General features: G+C 65.9%; 22 protein-coding genes. 6 read left to right on the top strand and 16 right to left on the bottom strand.

Going from position 1 to position 17,960, the window contains the following annotated elements:
- Positions 1-173: 173 nt before the first annotated feature.
- Genes B3349_RS20295 through B3349_RS20285 form a run of 3 tightly spaced genes read left to right on the top strand, consistent with a single transcriptional unit; the run spans position 174 to position 3,243 of the window.
- Positions 174-752, top strand: a complete 579-nt coding sequence (locus B3349_RS20295; protein WP_291591489.1) for an OsmC family protein — start codon at positions 174-176, stop codon at positions 750-752.
- Entirely contained in the window at positions 749-2,134 is a 1,386-nt protein-coding gene (locus tag B3349_RS20290; RefSeq protein WP_291591487.1) for an O-acetylhomoserine aminocarboxypropyltransferase/cysteine synthase family protein, read from the top strand. Before B3349_RS20295 ends, B3349_RS20290 begins: the two co-directional genes overlap by 4 nt.
- Entirely contained in the window at positions 2,131-3,243 is a 1,113-nt protein-coding gene (locus B3349_RS20285) for an isopenicillin N synthase family dioxygenase (protein ID WP_291591486.1), read from the top strand. The genes B3349_RS20290 and B3349_RS20285 overlap by 4 nt, the downstream gene beginning before the upstream one ends.
- Positions 3,244-3,450: 207 nt before the next feature.
- Here the strand turns inward: B3349_RS20285 and ccmI are convergent, their stop codons facing one another.
- The 14 genes from ccmI to napE are packed head-to-tail and all read right to left on the bottom strand — an operon-like array spanning position 3,451 to position 14,128.
- Positions 3,451-4,341: a c-type cytochrome biogenesis protein CcmI gene (ccmI, locus tag B3349_RS20280; protein ID WP_291591485.1), complete on the bottom strand. Its 891-nt coding sequence runs from the start codon at positions 4,339-4,341 to the stop codon at positions 3,451-3,453.
- Entirely contained in the window at positions 4,338-4,790 is a 453-nt protein-coding gene (locus B3349_RS20275) for a cytochrome c-type biogenesis protein (RefSeq protein WP_291591484.1), read from the bottom strand. Before B3349_RS20275 ends, ccmI begins: the two co-directional genes overlap by 4 nt.
- Positions 4,787-5,305, bottom strand: a complete 519-nt coding sequence (locus tag B3349_RS20270) for a DsbE family thiol:disulfide interchange protein (RefSeq protein ID WP_291591483.1) — start codon at positions 5,303-5,305, stop codon at positions 4,787-4,789. Before B3349_RS20270 ends, B3349_RS20275 begins: the two co-directional genes overlap by 4 nt.
- Complete coding sequence (locus B3349_RS20265) at positions 5,305-7,314, bottom strand: heme lyase CcmF/NrfE family subunit (protein WP_291591482.1); 2,010 nt, start codon at positions 7,312-7,314, stop codon at positions 5,305-5,307. Before B3349_RS20265 ends, B3349_RS20270 begins: the two co-directional genes overlap by 1 nt.
- A complete protein-coding gene (gene ccmE / locus B3349_RS20260; protein WP_291591481.1) occupies positions 7,311-7,751 on the bottom strand; it encodes a cytochrome c maturation protein CcmE in 441 nt (146 codons plus the stop codon). Before ccmE ends, B3349_RS20265 begins: the two co-directional genes overlap by 4 nt.
- Positions 7,748-7,879 carry a heme exporter protein CcmD gene (gene ccmD / locus B3349_RS20255; protein WP_291591479.1) on the bottom strand — a complete coding sequence of 44 codons (132 nt, stop codon included), beginning with the start codon at positions 7,877-7,879 and terminating at the stop codon, positions 7,748-7,750. Before ccmD ends, ccmE begins: the two co-directional genes overlap by 4 nt.
- Positions 7,879-8,646 (bottom strand): heme ABC transporter permease CcmC, encoded by a 768-nt coding sequence (gene ccmC, locus B3349_RS20250; RefSeq protein WP_291591478.1) that lies wholly within the window; start codon positions 8,644-8,646, stop codon positions 7,879-7,881. Before ccmC ends, ccmD begins: the two co-directional genes overlap by 1 nt.
- A 1-nt stretch (position 8,647) precedes the next feature.
- A complete protein-coding gene (gene ccmB, locus B3349_RS20245; protein ID WP_291591477.1) occupies positions 8,648-9,304 on the bottom strand; it encodes a heme exporter protein CcmB in 657 nt (218 codons plus the stop codon).
- Positions 9,298-10,002, bottom strand: a complete 705-nt coding sequence (gene ccmA, locus B3349_RS20240) for a cytochrome c biogenesis heme-transporting ATPase CcmA (protein WP_291591475.1) — start codon at positions 10,000-10,002, stop codon at positions 9,298-9,300. Before ccmA ends, ccmB begins: the two co-directional genes overlap by 7 nt.
- A gap of 5 nt (positions 10,003-10,007) precedes the next feature.
- Positions 10,008-10,655: a cytochrome c3 family protein gene (locus tag B3349_RS20235; RefSeq protein WP_291591474.1), complete on the bottom strand. Its 648-nt coding sequence runs from the start codon at positions 10,653-10,655 to the stop codon at positions 10,008-10,010.
- Positions 10,656-10,685: 30 nt separating this feature from the next.
- A complete protein-coding gene (locus tag B3349_RS20230) occupies positions 10,686-11,174 on the bottom strand; it encodes a nitrate reductase cytochrome c-type subunit (protein WP_414646949.1) in 489 nt (162 codons plus the stop codon).
- A gap of 17 nt (positions 11,175-11,191) precedes the next feature.
- On the bottom strand, positions 11,192-13,687 hold the full coding sequence (napA, locus tag B3349_RS20225; protein ID WP_291591472.1) for a periplasmic nitrate reductase subunit alpha: 2,496 nt from the start codon (positions 13,685-13,687) through the stop codon (positions 11,192-11,194).
- Positions 13,668-13,955, bottom strand: a complete 288-nt coding sequence (locus B3349_RS20220; RefSeq protein ID WP_291591471.1) for a chaperone NapD — start codon at positions 13,953-13,955, stop codon at positions 13,668-13,670. The genes napA and B3349_RS20220 overlap by 20 nt, the downstream gene beginning before the upstream one ends.
- A gap of 14 nt (positions 13,956-13,969) precedes the next feature.
- On the bottom strand, positions 13,970-14,128 hold the full coding sequence (napE, locus tag B3349_RS20215; protein WP_291591470.1) for a periplasmic nitrate reductase, NapE protein: 159 nt from the start codon (positions 14,126-14,128) through the stop codon (positions 13,970-13,972).
- A 315-nt stretch (positions 14,129-14,443) separates the two neighbouring features.
- Here napE and B3349_RS20210 point away from each other — a divergent pair, with 315 nt between their 5' ends.
- Complete coding sequence (locus B3349_RS20210; protein WP_291591468.1) at positions 14,444-14,947, top strand: reverse transcriptase-like protein; 504 nt, start codon at positions 14,444-14,446, stop codon at positions 14,945-14,947.
- A gap of 6 nt (positions 14,948-14,953) precedes the next feature.
- Here B3349_RS20210 and B3349_RS20205 read toward each other — a convergent pair whose 3' ends face one another.
- Together B3349_RS20205 and B3349_RS20200 are read right to left on the bottom strand one after the other, a co-directional pair.
- Positions 14,954-16,033: an ion transporter gene (locus tag B3349_RS20205; RefSeq protein WP_291591467.1), complete on the bottom strand. Its 1,080-nt coding sequence runs from the start codon at positions 16,031-16,033 to the stop codon at positions 14,954-14,956.
- 339 nt (positions 16,034-16,372) lie between these two features.
- Entirely contained in the window at positions 16,373-16,681 is a 309-nt protein-coding gene (locus B3349_RS20200) for a hypothetical protein (protein ID WP_291591465.1), read from the bottom strand.
- Between the two features lie 513 nt (positions 16,682-17,194).
- On the opposite strand from B3349_RS20200, the gene B3349_RS20195 reads away from it, so the two are divergent.
- Complete coding sequence (locus B3349_RS20195) at positions 17,195-17,341, top strand: hypothetical protein (RefSeq protein ID WP_172591823.1); 147 nt, start codon at positions 17,195-17,197, stop codon at positions 17,339-17,341.
- A gap of 187 nt (positions 17,342-17,528) precedes the next feature.
- Positions 17,529-17,735 carry a hypothetical protein gene (locus tag B3349_RS20190; protein WP_291591463.1) on the top strand — a complete coding sequence of 69 codons (207 nt, stop codon included), beginning with the start codon at positions 17,529-17,531 and terminating at the stop codon, positions 17,733-17,735.
- Positions 17,736-17,960 lie beyond the last annotated feature (225 nt).

Below are 17,960 nucleotides of genomic sequence, written 5' to 3'. Positions count from 1 at the left end.
TAGGACGGCAGACCGCAGCGCAGCAACGAACGAAACCGTGTATCCATATGCGCAAAACACCGCCGCCGCCAGGCGGTGGCCGCACAGCAAAAAGCGCATATGCAAACACAAAAAGCTTCGTAGTCCGCCGTGCTGGCTTGGCCGACCATGGCGGCATTCCAACGGAGCACACCATGAGCCTGAACGACTATCTGTCCCACAAACGCCGCGCCGTGCTGGCACGCCTGCAACGCATTGCCGACGGCAGTGCCCAGGCCACGGCCCTGCACGCCCATGTCACGGCCGAAGGCCGCAGCGGCATCCGCCGCCTGCGCATCCGCGAGCACCAGGTCATCAGCGACAGCCCTTCCGACTTTGCCGGCTTCAACCTGGGCCCCTCCTCCCCCGAGCTGCAACTGGGCGTGCTGGGCACCTGCGTGACCCACATCTTCGAAATCCAGGCCGCGCTGCTGCAGGTGCCGCTGGACAGCATCGAAGTGGATGTGCGCGGCACCCTCGACCCGCGCGGCGGCCACCCCGGTCACGAATCCACCCCCATCTGGCCGCACAACATCCAGTACGAAGTCCAGGTCGCCTCCAGCGCCTCGGACGCACAGCTGAACGAGCTGTTCGCGGCGGTCGAGAAGAACTGCCCCATCCTGAACCTGCTGCGCAACCCGCAACAGGTGGTGGGCACGCTGGTGCGCGCCACGCCGGCTCCCCAGGCCACCGCGGCGGCCGCGGCGCCCGCCCAGGAAGCACAGACCGCATGAGCGCCACACCTGCCCAGGGCCGGCAGCCGCCCGTGCCTGCGCCCGCATGGCAGCCCGACACCGTCGTGCTCCACGCCGGCTACGACGGGCTGCAGCACCAGCGCAGCGCAGCGGTGCCCATCTACCAGACCACGTCCTTTCTGTTTGAAGATGCACAACAGGGTGCCGAGCTGTTCGACCTGGTGCAGGAAGGCCATATCTACGCCCGGACCGGCAACCCCACGCAGACGGTGCTGGAGCAGCGCATCACCCAGCTCGAAGGCGGCACGGCCGCGTTGGCCGTGGCCTCCGGCATGGCGGCCATCGACATCACCCTGGCCACGCTGGCCCGCGCCGGCGACCATGTGATCCTGGCCTCTGCCCTGTATGGCGGCTCCCACAACCTGGTGGTTCATGTGCTGCAGGGCCGCGGCATCACCAGCACCGTGGTGGCACGGGGCGACCACGACGCCCTGCGCGCGGCCTTCACCCCGCAGACCAAGGCGGTGTTTCTGGAATCCGTCGGCAACCCCTCTGGCGATGTCGCCGACATCGCTGCCATTGCCGCACTGGCCCACGCGCAGGGCGTGGCCGTGGTGGTGGACAACACCAGCGCCACGCCCCTGCTGATCCGTCCGCTGGAGCATGGCGCCGACGTGGTGGTGCACTCGGCCACCAAATACATCGGAGGCCACGGTACCGCCATCGGCGGGCTGATTGTGGATGGCGGCCGTTTCGACTGGCAGGCCCATTCCGCCCGCTACCCCCAGCTGACCCGCCCCGACCCGGCCTTTCACCAGGTGGTATTCACCGAACGCTATCCCGATGCCCCTCTGGTCGCCCGTGCGCGCACCGTCATGCTGCGCAATGCCGGTGCCACGCTGGCGGCACATTCGGCCTTTTTGCTGCTGCAGGGGCTGGAAACGCTGGCCCTGCGCATGGAGCGCATCAGCAGCAACACCCGGGCCGTGCTGGAATTTCTGCAGGCCCAGCCCCAGGTGGCGCGCATCCACCATGTGGCCCACCCCGGCCACCCCGACCATGGGCATGCCAGCCATTACCTGCGCGGCGGCCTCATTCCCGGGCTGCTGTCGCTGGAGCTGCACGGCGGCCGGCCCGCCGCCCAGCGCTTCTATGACGCGCTGCAGCTGTTTCTGCGCCTGGTCAACATCGGCGACAGCAAATCCCTGGCGGCGATCCCGGCGGAAACCACCCACCACCTGCTGACCGATGCCGAGCTGGCCCGGGTGGGCATTGCCCCGGGGCTGGTGCGCCTGTCCATCGGCATCGAACACCCGCACGACCTGCTGGCCGACCTGGGGCAGGCCTTGCGCCAGGCGCAGGCCGCCACGCCCCAGCCTGCCTCCACACCCCACCTTGACCTTCTCCAGGAGCCTTCATGAGCACCGTCGCACAAGCCCTCCGCACCGCCGCCGCGTCCCCGAATGCCGCCCAGGTGCTGTCCTCACAGGACACCCCGCTGGACTCCCTGCCCGTCATCAACCTGGCGGAGCTGGGCGATTCCGCCCGGCACACCCCCGCCCATGCCCGGCTGGCACGCATTGCACGCGACATCGGCTTCTTCTATCTGGAAGGGCATGGCATCGCACCCGAACAGATCGAGCGGCTGGAAGCCGTGGCCCGCCAGTTCTTCGCGCTGCCCCCCGAGGTGAAGCAGCGCATCGCCATCCACCATTCCCGCCATTTCCGGGGCTATACCGGTGTGGGCGGTGAAATCACCCGTCTGCAACCCGATCTGCGCGAGCAGATCGACTTCGGCGAAGAGCTGCAGCCCGTGGCGCAAACCGCCGACACGCCCGCCTGGTGGGGCCTGCAAGGCCCCAACCAGTGGCCTGCCGAGCTGCCGCAGCTGCAAAGCGACATCCTGGCCTGGCTGGACACCACGCGCGATGTGGCCAAACGCCTGCTGCAGGCTTTTCTGGTGGCACTGGAGCAGCCCGCCACGGCCCTGAACGCGCTGGTGGCACCGCCACACAACAACCGCCTGAAGATCATCCACTACCCCGGCCAGGCCCAAGGCCAGTCCGACCAGGGCGTGGGCGCCCACAAGGACGGCGGCCTGCTCACCCTGCTGCTGCAGGACCAGGTGGGCGGGCTGCAGGTGCAGACCCCGCAAGGCTGGCTGGATGTGCCCCCGCGCAAAAACGCCTTTGTGGTGAACATCGGCGAAATGCTGGAGCTGGCCACCAACGGCTATCTGCGCGCCAATGTGCACCGCGTGCAATCCCCCCGTTCGGGCGTCAGCCGTTACTCGATCGCGTATTTTTTCTCGCCCAGCCTGCATGCCCAGGAAGTGCCGCTGCTGGACCTGCCGTCCCATCTGGCGCAGCAGGCCCGCGGCCCCGAGAGCGACCCGCTGAACCCCCTGTTCAGCCACATTGGCACCAATGCGCTCAAGGGCCGGGTGCGCTCCCACCTGGATGTGGCAGAAAGGTTTTACCCGGCGCAATTCGCCCTGCTGGACAAGACCGCCAAGCCCAGCGCCTACTGATCCTGGCACTGGGGTGGCGCAGCGTGACCGGCCGCTGCGCAGCGCGCTGCACACCATCCCCGGCGCGTTGCAGCCCCGTGCCGAAGACCGCGGACACCGTACAAAGGCCCTGGATGCATCTTGCATCCAGGGCCTTTTCAAGTGCTGCAGCCTGCAGGGTGGACGGTGCCGCCACCGCAGCGGTCAGCGGTGCGCCGCCAGTACGTGTCAACGGCCGGGGCCGGCCTGCAAGGCCTCCAGCTTCAGCAGATCGTCCTGCACCCGCATCGCCATGTCCGATCCAGGCTCCATCTGCGCCAGCAAGGCCTGCCAATGCTGGCGGGCCAGGGCGATATCGCCGCGCCGCACTGCGGCACTGCCGGCCAAGGCCAGGGCCTTGGGCTGGCTGGGCTGCAGCCGCAGGGCCTGGGCAATGGCCGCGCCGGCCGCGCCTTCCAGGCTGCCGCCGGCGGCCGATGCCAGGGCATCGGCTTGTTCCGCCAGCAGCCGCGCCTGGATGTCGGCATCCTGGCCGCTGCGGCGCGCTTCCTCCAGCGCCTGCTGGTACGCCTGCGCGGCGTCGCCGTAGCGCTCCAGGGTTTCATAGGAACGCGCCAGCATCAGCCAGCCGGGCAGATTCTGTGGCTGCTCCTGCAGCTTGTGAGCCAGGCTGGCCACCATGGCCTGCACCTGCCCCTCCTGGGCCATGTGGTCGCTTTCCTGCACCTGGCCCAGGCGCACCACGGCCTGCGGATCGCCCACCTGGGTATAGAGCAGCATCGCCCCCACGGGCACCAGCACCGCCAGCAGCAGGCCGCTGCCGCGCTGCAGCCACACGCTGTGCCGGCGCAAGGCCTTTGGGGTGCGCCGCTCCAGCTCGGCCAGCAGGCGCGCCTGCAGCTCGTCCACCGCCTGGGCATGGTCGGCCGCACTCAGGCGCTCCCCCGCCCGTTCGCGCTCCAGCTCGGCCAGCTGCGTCTGGTACAGGCGCCGCAGCGCATCGTCGCTGCGCGGCAGCGATTCCGGCGCCACCTCCACCAGCAGCGCTGGCAGCAACACCGCCAGGCTCAGCAGAATCAGGGCGATCACCCCCACCCACAGCAGTTGCACATCGTTCATGGCTGTTCCTTCCCGTCGGACTGGTGCAGCCACGCCTGCACCTGCTGGCGCTGTGCATCCGACAGCGCAGGCGGTGGCGCCTGGCGCCGCCGCAAGGTGCGGCGCAGCAGCAGCAAGCCCGCAATGACCACCACGAAAGGCCCGCCCCACAGCAGCCAGGTGGACGGTTTCCAGGGTGGGTTGTAGCGCACGAACGCGCCGTAGCGCCGCTCGAAGAAGGCCACCACCTCGGCATCGCTGCGGCCCTGCTCCATCTGCACACGGATTTCACGCCGCATGTCGGCAGCCATGGGGGCATGCGACTCGGCCACGGTCTGGTTCTGGCAGACCACGCAGCGCAGCTGCGCTGCCAGCGCCATTTCCCGGGTCTGCAGCGCCTCGTCCGGGTTGGCATGCACCGCCAGGGCCACCAGCAGCAGGCCCGCCCCCAGCACGGCTCGGATCTTCATCGCACAGCCTCCAGTACCGGGCGGATGCGCTCGCGCCAGACCTCGGCCGTCACCGGCCCCGCATGGCGATAGCGCACCCGCCCCTGTCCATCGATCACAAACGTCTCGGGCACACCCTGTATGCCCCAGTCCATGCCCACACGCCCGTCCGCATCCACGGCCGAAGCGAGGTAGGGATTGCCCGCCACGCGGAGCAACGCCAGGGCCTTGGCTGGTTGGTCTTTGTAGTTCAGGCCATACACCGGCACCTGGTCGGCACGCGACATGTCCTGCAGCACCGGCAGCTCCTGCCGGCACGGCGCACACCACGAGGCCCACACGTTCAGCACCCATGGCTGTCCGTGCAGCGCCTGCACGCTCAGCAGTTGCTCCGGCTTTTCCAGCAGAGGCCGCTCGATGGCCGGCGCCTCCTGCTCCACCAGCGCAGATGGCACGTCCCGTGGATTGCGCTGCAGGCCCAGGCCCAGCATCACCGCCAGGGCCAGAAAGGCCGCCAAAGGCAAGATGAACCGCATCAGGCGCTCCTCTCCTGCAAGGGCTGCACAGCAGGCCGTGGCTGGCTGCGCTGTGCCATGCGAAAGCGCCGGTCCAGCAGGCTCAGGCCGGCGCCCAGCGCCATCAGCAGGGTGCCCACCCAGATCCAGTCCATGAACGGCTTGATCTGCAGACGCACCGTCCAGGCACGGCCTTCGGGATCCAGCGGTTCCCCCAGGGCCAGGAACACATCCCGCGTCCAGCTGCTGTCGATGGCCGCCTGGCTCAGCGGCATGCTCTGTGCGCGGAACACCCGCTTTTCGGGGAACATCAGCCACGCTGTCGCCTGCCCTTCGGTGCGCACGCTGAACTGCGCGCGCTGGGCGTCGTAGTTCGGCCCCTCGACGGGCGCCAGGCTGTCAAAGCGGAAGTGGTAGCCCGCCAGCTCCACCGACTCGCCCTGGGCGAGCGCGGTTTCCAGCTTGCGTTCCATGCCATTGGCCAGGCTCACCGCCAGAATGAAAATGCCCACCCCGGTGTGTGCCGCCAGCATGCCCCACCAGCCCCAGGGCTGGCGCGCCACACGCTGCCAGCTCTGGCCACTGCCCGCCCCCTGGCGCAGACGCTGCACGGCGTGGCCCGCGGTGCCCAGAATGCACCACAGCCCCAGCGCCATGCCCAGCAGCGTGGCGGCGGAGACCTGCGCTCCCAGCCAGCCTTCGGCCAGCACCAGCACCGCGGTGCAGACGCCGGTCCACAGCAGGGGCAGGCGCAGGCGGTCCCACAGTTCCCGCGCAGTGCTGTGCTTCCAGCGTGCCACCGTGCCCACGGCCATCAACAGCAGGGCCGGCAGCACCAGGGGCACGAACACGGCTTCAAAGTACGGCGGCCCCACCGAAATTTTCTCACCGCTGAGCACATCCAAGGCCAGCGGGTACAGCGTGCCGATCAACACCGCCAGCGCGGCCGCGCTGAACAGCACGTTGTTCACCAGCAGCAGCGACTCGCGCGACAGCATGGCGAACCGGCCCTCCCCCTGCCCCAGCGCCTGGGCCCTCCAGGCGAACAGCCACAACGAGCTGCCCACCACGGCCACGATGAAGCACAGGATGTACAGCCCGCGCCCGGGATCGACGGCAAAGGCGTGCACCGACGTCAACACCCCCGAACGCACCAGGAAAGTGCCCAGCAGGCTCAGCGAGAACGCCGAAATCGCCAGCAAGGCTGACCAGCTGCGGAATGCGCCGCGCTGGTCCGTCACTATCAGCGAATGCAGCAGCGCGGTGCCCACCAGCCAGGGCATGAAGGACGCGTTTTCCACCGGGTCCCAGAACCACCAACCGCCCCAGCCCAGCACGTAGTACGCCCAGGCACTGCCCAGCAGAATGCCCACGGTGAGAAAGCCCCAGGCGGCCAGCGTCCACGACCGGGACCAGCGCGCCCAGGCGGCCCCCAGCTCCCCCGAAATCAGCGCCGCCAGCGCAAAGGCGAACGGCACGGCAAACCCCACATAGCCCATGTACAGCAGCGGCGGATGCAGCACCATGCCGGGGTCCTGCAGCAGGGGATTCAGGTCCTTGCCTTCCGGCGCACCGGGCACCAGGCGGGTAAAGGGGTTGGAGAGAAACAGCAGAAACAGCAGCAGGCCCACGCTGATCCAGGCCAACACCGCCAGTACCCGGGCCACGAACGCCGGGGGCAGATGGCGGCTGCGCCATGCCACCACCCAGGTCCAGCAGGCCAGCAGCACCTGCCACAGCAGCATGGAGCCCTCGTGCCCGCCCCACATGGCGGTGAGCTTGTAGATGACCGGCAGCGCGCTGTGCGAATTGCCCGCCACATAGAGCACGGAAAAATCATCCCGCCAGAAAGACCAGACCAGGCAGCCGGCCGACAACAGGCTCAACACCGCCAGCAGCAAGGCCGCAGGCCGCGCCAGACGCACCCAGCCCACCACGCCCCAGTGCGCGCCGGCCAGTGGCACCACGGCCTGGACCACCGCCACAATCAGCGCCAGCACCAGCGCAAACAGTCCCAGCTCCGGAATCATGGCTGCTCCTTGGCCGGAGCGGCCTGCTTCAATGCGTGCGCGGCTTCGGGCGGCATGTAGTTTTCATCGTGCTTGGCCAGCACCTCGCGGGCCTGGAAGCCGCCGCCCGCCTGCAGCTTGCCGGACACCACAACCCCCTTGCCCTCGCGGAACAGGTCCGGCAGCAGGCCCCGGTACTGCACCGGCACGCGCTGCGCGCCATCGGTCACCATGAACCGCACCTGCAGGCCATCCTGGCTGCGCTGCAGGGAGCCGGACTCCACCAGCCCGCCCAGGCGGAACGCGGCAGACGGCGGTGCCTCCCCGGCCAGCACCTGTGTGGGACTGTAGAAAAACATCACATTGGCATTCAATGCGCGCAGCACCAAGGTCACCGCCGTGGCCACCAGCAACAGGCCCGCCAGCACCCACAGCAACCGCCGTTGACGTGGCTTCATTCCGACAACTCCCCATCCGTATGCAGCGCCTGCCTGCGGCAGCGCCGCCACAGCGACCAGACTTCGGCGGCCAGCAGCACGGCGCTCACGCCGTAGGCGATGGCAATGAAAAAAACATGGTTCTGCATCACAGCTGCTCCTCGCCTGCGCGTTCGACAATCAGGCAACGGGTGCGCACCAGAGCCATGGCCAGCGTATAGGCCCAGCAGGCCAGTGCCACCAGCAGCATGCCGGCCAGCATGGTGTGCGTCATGCTGGGCGCGGCATCCATGCGGATGGTGGCGCCCTGGTGCAGGGTGCTCCACCACTGCACCGAAAAATAGATGATGGGCACGTTGACCACCCCTGCCAGCAGCACGATGGCGCCGGCGCTGTCCGCACGGCGCGGGTCTTCGATGGCGGAGACCACCCCCAGATAGCCCAGGTACAGGAACAGCAGGATCAGCTCCGACGTGAGGCGTGCATCCCACACCCACCAGGCGCCCCAGGTGGGCTTGCCCCAGGCGGCACCGGTCCACAGGGCGATGACGGTGAACACCGCACCCGTCGGCGCCAGGGCCCGCGCCAGCAGCGGCGACAGGCGGGTGCCATAGACCAGGCCCAGGGCCGCATGCAAGGCGGCCACCAGGTAGATGAACATCGACATCCAGGCCGCGGGCACATGCAAAAAGATGATGCGGTAGACCTCGCCCTGCTGGTGGTCGGTGGGGGCCACCACAAAGCCCAGCCACAGACCGGCCAGCGCCAGCACGACGGCCAGCACCGCCATCCAGGGCCAGACACGGCCCGCCCAGTGGTAGAAGACCGGCGGCGATGCCAGCTGCCGCCAGCGCCGGGGCGCCGTACGGGCCGGATGAGACACCGTCTGGGAGGAAACGGGGTGCAAGGTTTTCATGTCACTCCAACGCAAGGCGCAATGCCGCGCCAATGGCCCAGGGCCCTGCCAGCAAGGCCAGGCACAGAAAGGCGCCCAGCAGGTTCAGCGCAGGCGCTGCACTCAGCCCCTGCTGGGCCTGGGCCACCGCATGGCTGCCAAAAATCAGGATGGGAATGGACAGCGGCAGCACCACCAGCACCAGCAGCAGCTGCCCCCGCAGGCCCAGGGTCAGCGCGGCCCCAAGGGCCGCCAGCAGATACAGGCTGGGCGTGCCCAGCGCCAGCGACACCAGCAGCACGCCGATCACGGTGCTGTCCAGCCCGTACTGCCATCCCAGCAGTGGTGCCACCAGCAGCAAAGGCGCCGTACCCAGCAACCAGTGTGCTGCCACCTTGGCCACCACCAGCAAGGGCAGCGGCTGGGGCACCAGCAGCCACTGTTCCAGCGAGCCGTCGGCCCAGTCGCCTTCAAACAGACGGTGCTGCCCCAGCAGCACGGCCAGCAAGGCGGCCACCCACATCACGCCAGGTGCGATCTGCTGCAGCAAATTGGCGTCCGGCCCCAGCGCCAGGGGAAACAGACTGCCCACCAGCACGAAGAACAGCAGCCCGCCCAGGGCATCCGCCGGGCGCCGGGCGGCCAGGCGCAATTCGCGCCAGAAAACGGCCGCTAGCATGATGCGGCCTCCCGCACCGGGCGAGAAGGGCTGCGCTCTGCCACCGCCGACAATGAAAGGGTCTGCGTGCGCTGTGGCGCAAGCGCCAGTCCCCGGTGGCTCACCACCACGGCCAGCCCGCCGGACTCCAGATGCTGCTCCAGCATCTGTACCAGAAGCTGGCAGCCTTCGGCGTCCAGCGAGTTGTCCGGCTCGTCCAGCAGCCACAGCGGCCGCTGGCTGAGCCGCACCCGCGCCAAAGCCAGCCTGCGCCGCTGTCCCTGGGACAAGCGGCCCAGCGGGCGCGATGCCACGCCTTGCAGCGCCAGCCGCTGCAGCACCTGCTGCACCTGGCCTGCATCCCAGGGCGCGCCCGCCAGGGTCAGCGCAAAGCGCAGGTTCTCCAGCCCGGTCAAGGTGTCGCTCATGCCGCCGTGGTGGCCCAGATAGGCCAGGCTTTGTGCATACGCCGCGTCCGTGGACTTCAGCGTCTGCCCGCACCACTGCAGCTGCCCGGCACGCCAGGGCAGCAATCCCGCCAGACTGCGCAGCAGGCTGCTCTTGCCCGCGCCGTTGGCGCCGTTCACCACCAGTGCCTGCCCGCGCCCCAGGTCAAAGCCCAGGTCACGGAACAGCACCTTGCCGCCGCGCAGACATCCCAGACCCGATACCGACAGAGATACCGAACGATCCGGTGCAGCGGCATATTCCACTGCCATGCCCGCTACTTCGCTTGCGCCACCGGGGTGGCGGCCATCGGAACCACCTGGCCCGGGGTGTCGTTGCCAGGACCCTGCCCTGGCGGAATGTGCGGCAGCTTATGGGCAATGCCCTTGTGGCAGTCGATACAGGTCTTCTCCTTGTTCGCCAGATAGGTGGAGTGCATGTTCTGCGCACGCAGGCTCTGGCGGGTGAAGTCCATGGAGTCGTAGTTGTGGCAGTTGCGGCACTCCAGCGAATCATTGGCCTTCAGGCGCGCCCATTCATGCTGTGCCAGCTCCAGGCGTTTTTCCTGGAACTTTTCCGGCGTGGCAATGGTGCCGAAGATCTTGCCCCACACCTCCTTGGAGGCCTGCATCTTGCGGGCCATCTTGTCGGTCCAGTCATGCGGCACATGGCAGTTGGAGCACACGGCCCGCACACCGGAGCGGTTGGTGTAGTGGATGGTGCTCTTCAGCTCGGCATACACGTTGTCGCGCATTTCATGGCAGCTGGTACAGAATTTCTCGGTATTGGTGAACTCCATGGCGGTATTGAAGGCACCCCAGAACAGGATGCCGCCGATAAAGCCCCCGATGGTCAGAAACCCCAGGCTGAAGTGCACGCTGGGGCGGCGGATGACCGCCCAGTAGCGCTTGAGAAGTGTCAACATGATGGTTCTCTTGTGCTGCACAAGGCAGCGTCAGTTTTTCTTGGTGGCCTGTGCGCCCGACTGTGACCGCATGGACTTCAGGATCAGGGCATCCACATCCATGAAGGTGTTGTTCACCAGCGGACGGACCGCATCCTGGCTCACATGGCACTGCATGCAGAAGTAGCGGCGCGTGGACACCTGGCCGAGCATGTGGCCGTCACGGTCCATGTAGTGCGTCACTGACACCGGCACCGCCTGCGAAACCTCCGCCTTGGTGCGTGAGTGGCAATCCATGCACTTGTTGAAGTTCTTGTCCACCTGGTAGCCGTCCACCCGGTGCGGAATGGTGGGTGGCTGCCAGGTGTAATTGCGTGTGCGGCGCACATCGTCATTGATGGCATTGCCCAGCACCGGAGGCTTGGTGGTCTCCATGATGGGCGTGGGGCCGCGCGCAGCGTCGGTGAAGTTGCGCGCCACAGGCTGTGCCAGGGCAGAGCCCATGCACAGCATCAGAAAAAGAGTACGAATGAAGTTCATGATCCACACTCCTGCCATCAAACCTTGGTGATCTTGACGGCGCATTTTTTGAAGTCCGTCTGCAGCGAGATCGGGTCCGTGGCATCCAGCGTCACCTTGTTGATCAGCTGGCTGGCGTCAAACCAGGGCACATAGACCAGGCCACGCGGCGGCTTGTTGCGGCCCCGGGTCTCCACCCGCGAGCGCATGGCACCACGGCGCGATGCAATCTCCACCTCGCTGCCCCGGCGCAGACCCAGTGCTTTCGCATCCTCGGGGTGCATGTAGCACAGGGCATTGGGCACAGCACGGTGCAGCTCGGGCACGCGGCGGGTCATCGACCCCGAATGCCAGTGCTCCAGCACGCGGCCGGTCGACAGCCAGAACGGGAACTCCTTGTCCGGCGACTCGGCAGCGGGCTCGTACGGCAGGGCAAAGATATTGGCCTTGTTGTCCACGTTGCCGTAGAACTGGTAACCGGTGCCTGCCTTCACATACGGGTCGGAGCCTTCGCGGTAGCGCCAGCGGGTTTCCTTGCCATCCACCACCGGCCAGCGCAGGCCGCGCACCTTGTGGTACTCGTCGAAGGGCGCCAGATCATGGCCATGCCCACGGCCAAAGGCCGCGTACTCTTCGAACAAACCTTTTTGCACATAGAAGCCGAAGTGGGTGGACTCTTCGTTGTCGTAGGCCTTGTCCATGTCCGTGACCGGGAACTTGTCCACCTGGCCATTGCGGAACAGCACCTCGTACATGGTCTTGCCGCGGTAGGCCGGCTTCTTGGCCAGCAGCTCCTCGGGCCAGACTTCCTCGATCTTGAAGCGCTTGGAGAACTCCATCAGCTGCCACAGATCCGAGTGGGCTTCTCCCGGCGCCTTCACCAGCTGGTGCCAGAAGTGGGTGCGGCGCTCGGCGTTGCCGTAGGCACCCTCTTTTTCCACCCACATGGCGGTGGGCAGAATCAGGTCGGCGGCCACGGCTGTCACCGTGGGGTAGGCATCCGAGACCACGATGAAGTTCTCGGGGTTGCGGTAGCCGGGGTAGCCTTCCTGGGCCAGGTTGGCACCGGCCTGGATGTTGTTGTTCACCATCACCCAGTAGGCGTTGAGCTTGCCATCCTTGAGCATGCGGTTCTGCAGCACGGCGTGGTAGCCGGGCTTGCCGGGGATGGTGCCTTCCGGCAGCTTCCACATCGCCTCGGCCATGGCGCGGTGCTTGGGATTGGTCACCACCATGTCAGCCGGCAGGCGGTGCGAGAAGGTGCCCACTTCCCGGGCAGTGCCGCAGGCCGAAGGCTGGCCCGTCAGCGAGAACGGGCTGTTGCCGGGCGTGGCGATCTTGCCGGTCAGCAGGTGGATGTTGTAGACCATGTTGTTCGCCCAGACACCGCGGGTGTGCTGGTTGAAGCCCATGGTCCAGAAGGACACCACCTTGGTCTTGGGGTCGGCGTACAGCTCGGCCAGCGCCTTCAGCCGGTTCGCGGGCACGCCGGTCAGCTCGGTCGTGTACTCCAGCGTGTATTTGGAGACGTACTTGGCGTACTCCTCATACGTCATCGGCTTGGCGCCGTTCGGATCGTCCGCATTCTTGGCCGCTTTCTGCAGCGGATGCTCGGGACGCAGGCCATAGCCAATGTCGGTATTGCCCAGCTTGAAGTTGCAGTGCTTGGAGACGAAGTCCTGGTTCACGCGCCCGGTGGCGATGATGTGGTTGGCGATGTAGTTCAGGATCGCCAGATCGGTCTGGGGCTTGAACGTCAGCTCGATGTCGGCCAGCTCATACGAGCGGTGCTCGAAGGTCGACAGCACGGCCACCTTGACGTCCGGATTGCTCAGGCGGCGGTCGGTCACGCGGGTCCAAAGCACCGGGTGCATTTCCGCCATGTTCGAGCCCCACAGCACAAAGACCGTGGCCTGCTCGATATCGTCGTAGCAGCCCATGGGCTCGTCCATGCCGAAGGTGCGCATGAAGCCGGCCACGGCAGACGCCATGCAGTGGCGCGCATTGGGGTCGATGTTGTTGGAACGGAAACCTGCCTTGAACAGCTTGGAGGCGGCATAGCCTTCCCATACCGTCCACTGGCCCGAGCCGAACATGCCCACCCCGGAAGGACCCTGCTTTTTCAGCGCCTTTTTGAACTGCTCGGCCATCACGTCGAAGGCCTTGTCCCAGGACACGGGCTGGAATTCACCGTCCTTGGCGTACGCGCCATTCTTCATGCGCAGCAGCGGCTTGGTCAGCCGGTCTTCGCCGTACATGATCTTGGACAGGAAGTAGCCCTTGACGCAGTTGAGCCCCCGGTTCACTTCCGCTTCGGGGTCGCCCTGCGTGGCCACCACGCGGTTGTCCTTGACGGCCACCATCACGCCACAGCCCGTGCCGCAGAAGCGGCAGGGGGCCTTGGACCATGTCAGTTGCGCGCCGCCTGCCTGCGGCACCGTACCCTGCGAAATGGCTTCAATGGGAATGCCGGCCACGGCACCTGCTGCCGCAGCGGCAGATTGACGAACGAAGTCACGCCTTGTGCTGCTCATGCTTTACCTCTTGATTGAGTGAATGCCATGCCTCGGCATGCTGGTAGACCAGAGAGACGTTGATCACGCCCTCCAGGTGTTGGATGTTGGAAACACGGTCCAGGACGGAAGCGGCGCTGGGCCCTTCCAGCGTGACGACCAGCTTGCCGCTGGGGTGGGTGCCGTGCAGCACCAGCCCGTCGACACCGATCACCGCCTGCGCCACCCCCGTCAACGACGCGGGCACCACATGCACGACCAGACTGGCGATATGCAGTTCATCGCTCATGTATCACCTCCCCTTCACGCGTGAGGGGGGCCGGCGAACATTTGATAGAACCAGACGAGAAAACCGTAGGTCACGATGATGGCACCCGTAAGGACGGGGGCCATGACCACAGTCAGAAACGCAAAACTGCGCAGTTCCTCTTGGCGGGTAGAGGGGGCTTGAGGGTCGGCCATAGGGACTCCCGTGGGTGTGGCACCAAGGTGCCTTGTAGGTCACGCCAAACGCTTGCCAGCCCTTTCGGGGAGCCCTTCCGGACCGGGTCAGCAGCTCAGTGCAACGGGTTTTTTATTAATGCGCCCATAATATTTTCGATACTACGCCAAGTACTTGATGAATATCAAATGCAGTGCACCATCTTGGTGTCACGACACCGTAATTCGCACCAATTCGAATCACACTTACCCCGCACTTTGCGCACCGCGCACCCATACGCGCCATACCGCAGCCGGGTGCCGCCGCGCTCCCGGGATCGGCGCTACAGTGCTGCCATGCCTGAGACTGCCGCTATCCCTGCTTCCCCTGCTTCTTTCACTATTTCTCCGGAGCCCAACGCGCTCCATTGGACCGTCCATATCGACGGCAGCGCCCTGCCCAACCCCGGCCGCATGGCGCTAGGGGCGGTCCTGGTCAGCCCTGCCGGTATCTGCCACACCGTGTCGCAGGACACCCACCGCACCGGCTGCAACAACGAAGCCGAGGTACTGGCCCTGCTGGCCGCACTGGAAGTGCTGCGTACCCAGCAGGCCCAGCATGCGCGTGTCTACAGCGACAGCAGCATCCTGGTGGAACAGCTCACCCTGGCCAAGCCCAAGCCCGTGGTGCGCCTGACTCCGCTGTATGACCAGGCCCGTGCGGCAGTGCGGCAGTTTGCGGAAGTCACATTGCATTGGGTGCCGCGCCACCGCAACCAGCAGGCCGATGCCTTGGCTCGCGCGGCCTTGCAGCTCGCGGGGGCTGTGCCTGTCCCCACAGCCGTCAACCGTAAGCCGTAAGTCTGATCAAGCGGCCTGCGCCTCATCTGTATGCCTGCCGTCATTGGCAGGAGGCGTTGCAGGAGCCGCAGCGGGATCGGCTGGGGTGGTGCTAGCAGCCGGTGCTGTCCCCGCTGTGCTGGCAGTGCTGCCGGCACCGACTGCACCCACATCCGGTGCCGCCGCCCGCACCGTGCCTGCTTCGGCCTCGCTACGCGCCTCCGTCAGACGGGTGCCGCAACGCCGGCAAAAGCGTGCATCGTCCTCATGGCGTGCCTCACCACAGGTCTCGCAGTGCAGCGGCCGCCGGCAGGGCTTGGTGCCAAAACCGCGCGACAGTTCCACCCCCACAATACCGGTGGGCACGGCCAGAATGCTCCAGCCCACCAGCATCATCGCGGAGGCAAAGATCTTGCCCAACGGCGTGGACGGCGTGACATCGCCATAGCCCACGGTGGTCACAGTGGAAATGGCCCAGTACATGCCCATGGGCATGCTGGTAAAGCCATGCTCGGGGCCCTCGATCACAAAGATCAACGCGCCCATCACGAACACGATCACCGCCACCACGCTGAGGAAGACAAATATCTTGCGTGCGCTGTGCTTCAGCGCCCGGCCCAGCATGAAGTAATCCTCCAGGAAGCCACGCAGGATGGGGAACACATGGAAGGTGCGCACCAGCCGCAGCGCCCGGATGGCGCCCAGGAACTGGTATTCCGGATGGAACAACGACAGATAGCCGGGGATGATGGCCAGCAGGTCCACCAGTCCGTAGAAGCTCAAGGCATAGCGCCAGGGCCGACGCACGGAAATCAGCCGCAGGCCATATTCCACCGTGAACGCCAGCGTGAACATCCACTCCAGCGTGCGCAGCCCGTACACCATCCAGCCCTGGGCAATCGACGGAATGCTGTGCGCAATCACCACGCACAGGCTCAGCACGATGGCCACGGTCAGCCGCTTTTCAAAGCGTTTGCCCATGGGCGTGTTGGTCTCGAACACCGTGCGGTAGATGCTCTGGCGCCAGCGCGCCACCGGCACCCCCAGGCGCTCGGCCGAGGGGTATTTATCGTGGAAAAAGTCGATCAGAAAATCCAGCCAGCGCATGGGTCACCATCAGGTGGAGCGCATGACCGGCAGCTGGCGTGCGGCACGTCCCGCCTGCCCGAACCCAGCGGCCGGTCGCACGCCCCTGAAAATAAAGCGGCTTGTGCCGCTTTCGTCGGCAAAACCGCCAAGATCAAAGCTGCAAGCGCACAAGTTGCTCACATTTTGCCTAATCTCGCCTGCGCCATGCCTGGCACGACCTGCAAAACCCCGTCCTGTCGCCGCAATCCACCGCGGTGTGTCCCTCTGCCACAACTGGATGCAGGGGCAGCACCAAATGAAACACCCCGCCAGAAGCGGGGTGTGGTGTCAGCAGTGCGCATGCGCCGCCGCAGGGACTCAGGGGCGGATCACCACCTGCGGGCTGATCACGATCGCACCGGGCGGCACTGCAGGATAGACCATGACGGGCGGCGGCGGGCGGTGGTAGACCATGGGTTGCGCACGGCACTTGCGCTTTTCCTTGAACTCGCCGTTGCGCTTCCACTTGCGCTCCACCTTGCAGTGGCCGTCCCAGAATTCTTCCTTGTAGCTGCCGCCTTTGTGCTTGTGGCGGTGGCCATGGTCGTCATGGTCCGCCAGCACCGACAACGGGAGCGCACACAACAAGGCCGACAACAGCCAGTGGGGAGCCTGGGAGAAGATCATTGTTAGGAACCGGAAAAACAGAACGCGCAAGCCTACTGGAATGCCGCACGATCAGGTGTTTCCAATCATCACAGCAGCCCCGGCCACGGCTCAGCAATTGCCCTTCTTGGCCTGCCCCGGCGGACAGAAATCCCGGTCATTTCCACGGCCATGGTCATGGCCATAGCCCGGATACACCACACAGCCCGACAACAGGGCCACCACAGACAGCATCGCACACCATTTTTTCATCGCACAACTCCTTTGCAAGGCGTGGGAAGTCTAGAAAGTTTGCACCGCCAGCAATGGAAAGTCTTGTAAGAAATTGTCCGCTGCACCGACCTGTCCCATAGCCCGCGGCGCCCACATGCCTTGCATACCCACTCGGTTGGCACACCGCCGCTGCCAGCACGCTGACATGCCAATCAGCTACTGACTGACAAGCAGACACCCTGTCTGCCTCATATTGCGCCCCCCGGCGCCACCGATAGTGGGCAGACGAACGCACACCTACCCCCAGTCAGGAGACCGCCCATGACCGACGCTGATGCTGCACGCCTGGAATCCCATGCACCACCACCCGTCCTGGCGCCCTTGCCGGAGCCACTGCCGCCGGAAGAGGTGCTGCAGTTGCTGGCCCAGCAGTCCCCGTTGGGCGAACACAGCGTGGACGCGTTCTGAACTTCCACTGGCCCAGTTCCAGCACCCTGCGTGTGGTAGCTGCTAGAATTTGCACACCAGCTTCAAGTGCTGGTCGCCCGAGTTATGACTATTGCAGGGGCGTTACCAACTGCTAAAACGTTGAGCCGCGCACTCCTCCCCGCACGTAGCAGACGTTTCAACAGTCTGCGGGGAAACAGGAGTCCACATGGCAATCACCCAAACCACCGTATGCGCGCAGTTGGATGCCACCATCCAGTCCTTGGGGGCAGACCAACACCACCTGCTGATCACCAGCGTCGTCCCCAGCGCGCGGCGGCCAGAGCACCAGGTGCGCTACAGCAGTGCACTGACCACCGCAGAACTGCGCCGTCTGCGCGATGTGATCGACCAAGCGCTGACGCAGGCAGCCTGAGCCGTAACAACCCAAAGCCGACAGCCTCGGCATCCTTGTGCGCACCAGGTCAGCCCTACACAGCGGCGTGCCGCTGATCCGTATGTTGGCTACGTTCTGCGCTGGTCGATGGCGGAGGCTTTTCTATCCTTTGTTGAATCCAGCGCAGCGACGGCATGCCGCCATGAAGGCTGCAAGCACACGTGCCCCTGCGATCAAACGCACGGTCAACAAGCAGATGAATAG

This window comes from Comamonas sp. UBA7528 (assembly GCF_002479375.1).
GTDB lineage: Bacteria > Pseudomonadota > Gammaproteobacteria > Burkholderiales > Burkholderiaceae_C > Comamonas.
This window is presented reverse-complemented; position numbering and strand designations above follow the sequence as displayed.

Excerpts from the sequence above, each read along its gene's own strand:
- ccmB (WP_291591477.1), bottom strand. The coding sequence starts at position 9,304 with ATGCTAGCGGCCGTTTTCTGGCGCGAATTGCGCCTGGCCGCCCGGCGC.
- ccmD (WP_291591479.1), bottom strand. The coding sequence starts at position 7,879 with ATGCAGAACCATGTTTTTTTCATTGCCATCGCCTACGGCGTGAGCGCC.
- napA (WP_291591472.1), bottom strand. The coding sequence starts at position 13,687 with ATGAGCAGCACAAGGCGTGACTTCGTTCGTCAATCTGCCGCTGCGGCA.
- ccmC (WP_291591478.1), bottom strand. The coding sequence starts at position 8,646 with ATGAAAACCTTGCACCCCGTTTCCTCCCAGACGGTGTCTCATCCGGCC.
- B3349_RS20190 (WP_291591463.1), top strand. The coding sequence starts at position 17,529 with ATGGCAATCACCCAAACCACCGTATGCGCGCAGTTGGATGCCACCATC.
- B3349_RS20285 (WP_291591486.1), top strand. The coding sequence starts at position 2,131 with ATGAGCACCGTCGCACAAGCCCTCCGCACCGCCGCCGCGTCCCCGAAT.
- B3349_RS20210 (WP_291591468.1), top strand. The coding sequence starts at position 14,444 with ATGCCTGAGACTGCCGCTATCCCTGCTTCCCCTGCTTCTTTCACTATT.
- B3349_RS20295 (WP_291591489.1), top strand. The coding sequence starts at position 174 with ATGAGCCTGAACGACTATCTGTCCCACAAACGCCGCGCCGTGCTGGCA.
- ccmI (WP_291591485.1), bottom strand. The coding sequence starts at position 4,341 with ATGAACGATGTGCAACTGCTGTGGGTGGGGGTGATCGCCCTGATTCTG.
- B3349_RS20230 (WP_414646949.1), bottom strand. The coding sequence starts at position 11,174 with ATGAACTTCATTCGTACTCTTTTTCTGATGCTGTGCATGGGCTCTGCC.
- B3349_RS20290 (WP_291591487.1), top strand. The coding sequence starts at position 749 with ATGAGCGCCACACCTGCCCAGGGCCGGCAGCCGCCCGTGCCTGCGCCC.
- B3349_RS20270 (WP_291591483.1), bottom strand. The coding sequence starts at position 5,305 with ATGCGGTTCATCTTGCCTTTGGCGGCCTTTCTGGCCCTGGCGGTGATG.
- B3349_RS20220 (WP_291591471.1), bottom strand. The coding sequence starts at position 13,955 with ATGAGCGATGAACTGCATATCGCCAGTCTGGTCGTGCATGTGGTGCCC.
- ccmE (WP_291591481.1), bottom strand. The coding sequence starts at position 7,751 with ATGAAGCCACGTCAACGGCGGTTGCTGTGGGTGCTGGCGGGCCTGTTG.
- B3349_RS20265 (WP_291591482.1), bottom strand. The coding sequence starts at position 7,314 with ATGATTCCGGAGCTGGGACTGTTTGCGCTGGTGCTGGCGCTGATTGTG.
- B3349_RS20195 (WP_172591823.1), top strand. The coding sequence starts at position 17,195 with ATGACCGACGCTGATGCTGCACGCCTGGAATCCCATGCACCACCACCC.
- B3349_RS20235 (WP_291591474.1), bottom strand. The coding sequence starts at position 10,655 with ATGTTGACACTTCTCAAGCGCTACTGGGCGGTCATCCGCCGCCCCAGC.
- ccmA (WP_291591475.1), bottom strand. The coding sequence starts at position 10,002 with ATGGCAGTGGAATATGCCGCTGCACCGGATCGTTCGGTATCTCTGTCG.
- B3349_RS20205 (WP_291591467.1), bottom strand. The coding sequence starts at position 16,033 with ATGCGCTGGCTGGATTTTCTGATCGACTTTTTCCACGATAAATACCCC.
- B3349_RS20275 (WP_291591484.1), bottom strand. The coding sequence starts at position 4,790 with ATGAAGATCCGAGCCGTGCTGGGGGCGGGCCTGCTGCTGGTGGCCCTG.
- B3349_RS20200 (WP_291591465.1), bottom strand. The coding sequence starts at position 16,681 with ATGATCTTCTCCCAGGCTCCCCACTGGCTGTTGTCGGCCTTGTTGTGT.
- napE (WP_291591470.1), bottom strand. The coding sequence starts at position 14,128 with ATGGCCGACCCTCAAGCCCCCTCTACCCGCCAAGAGGAACTGCGCAGT.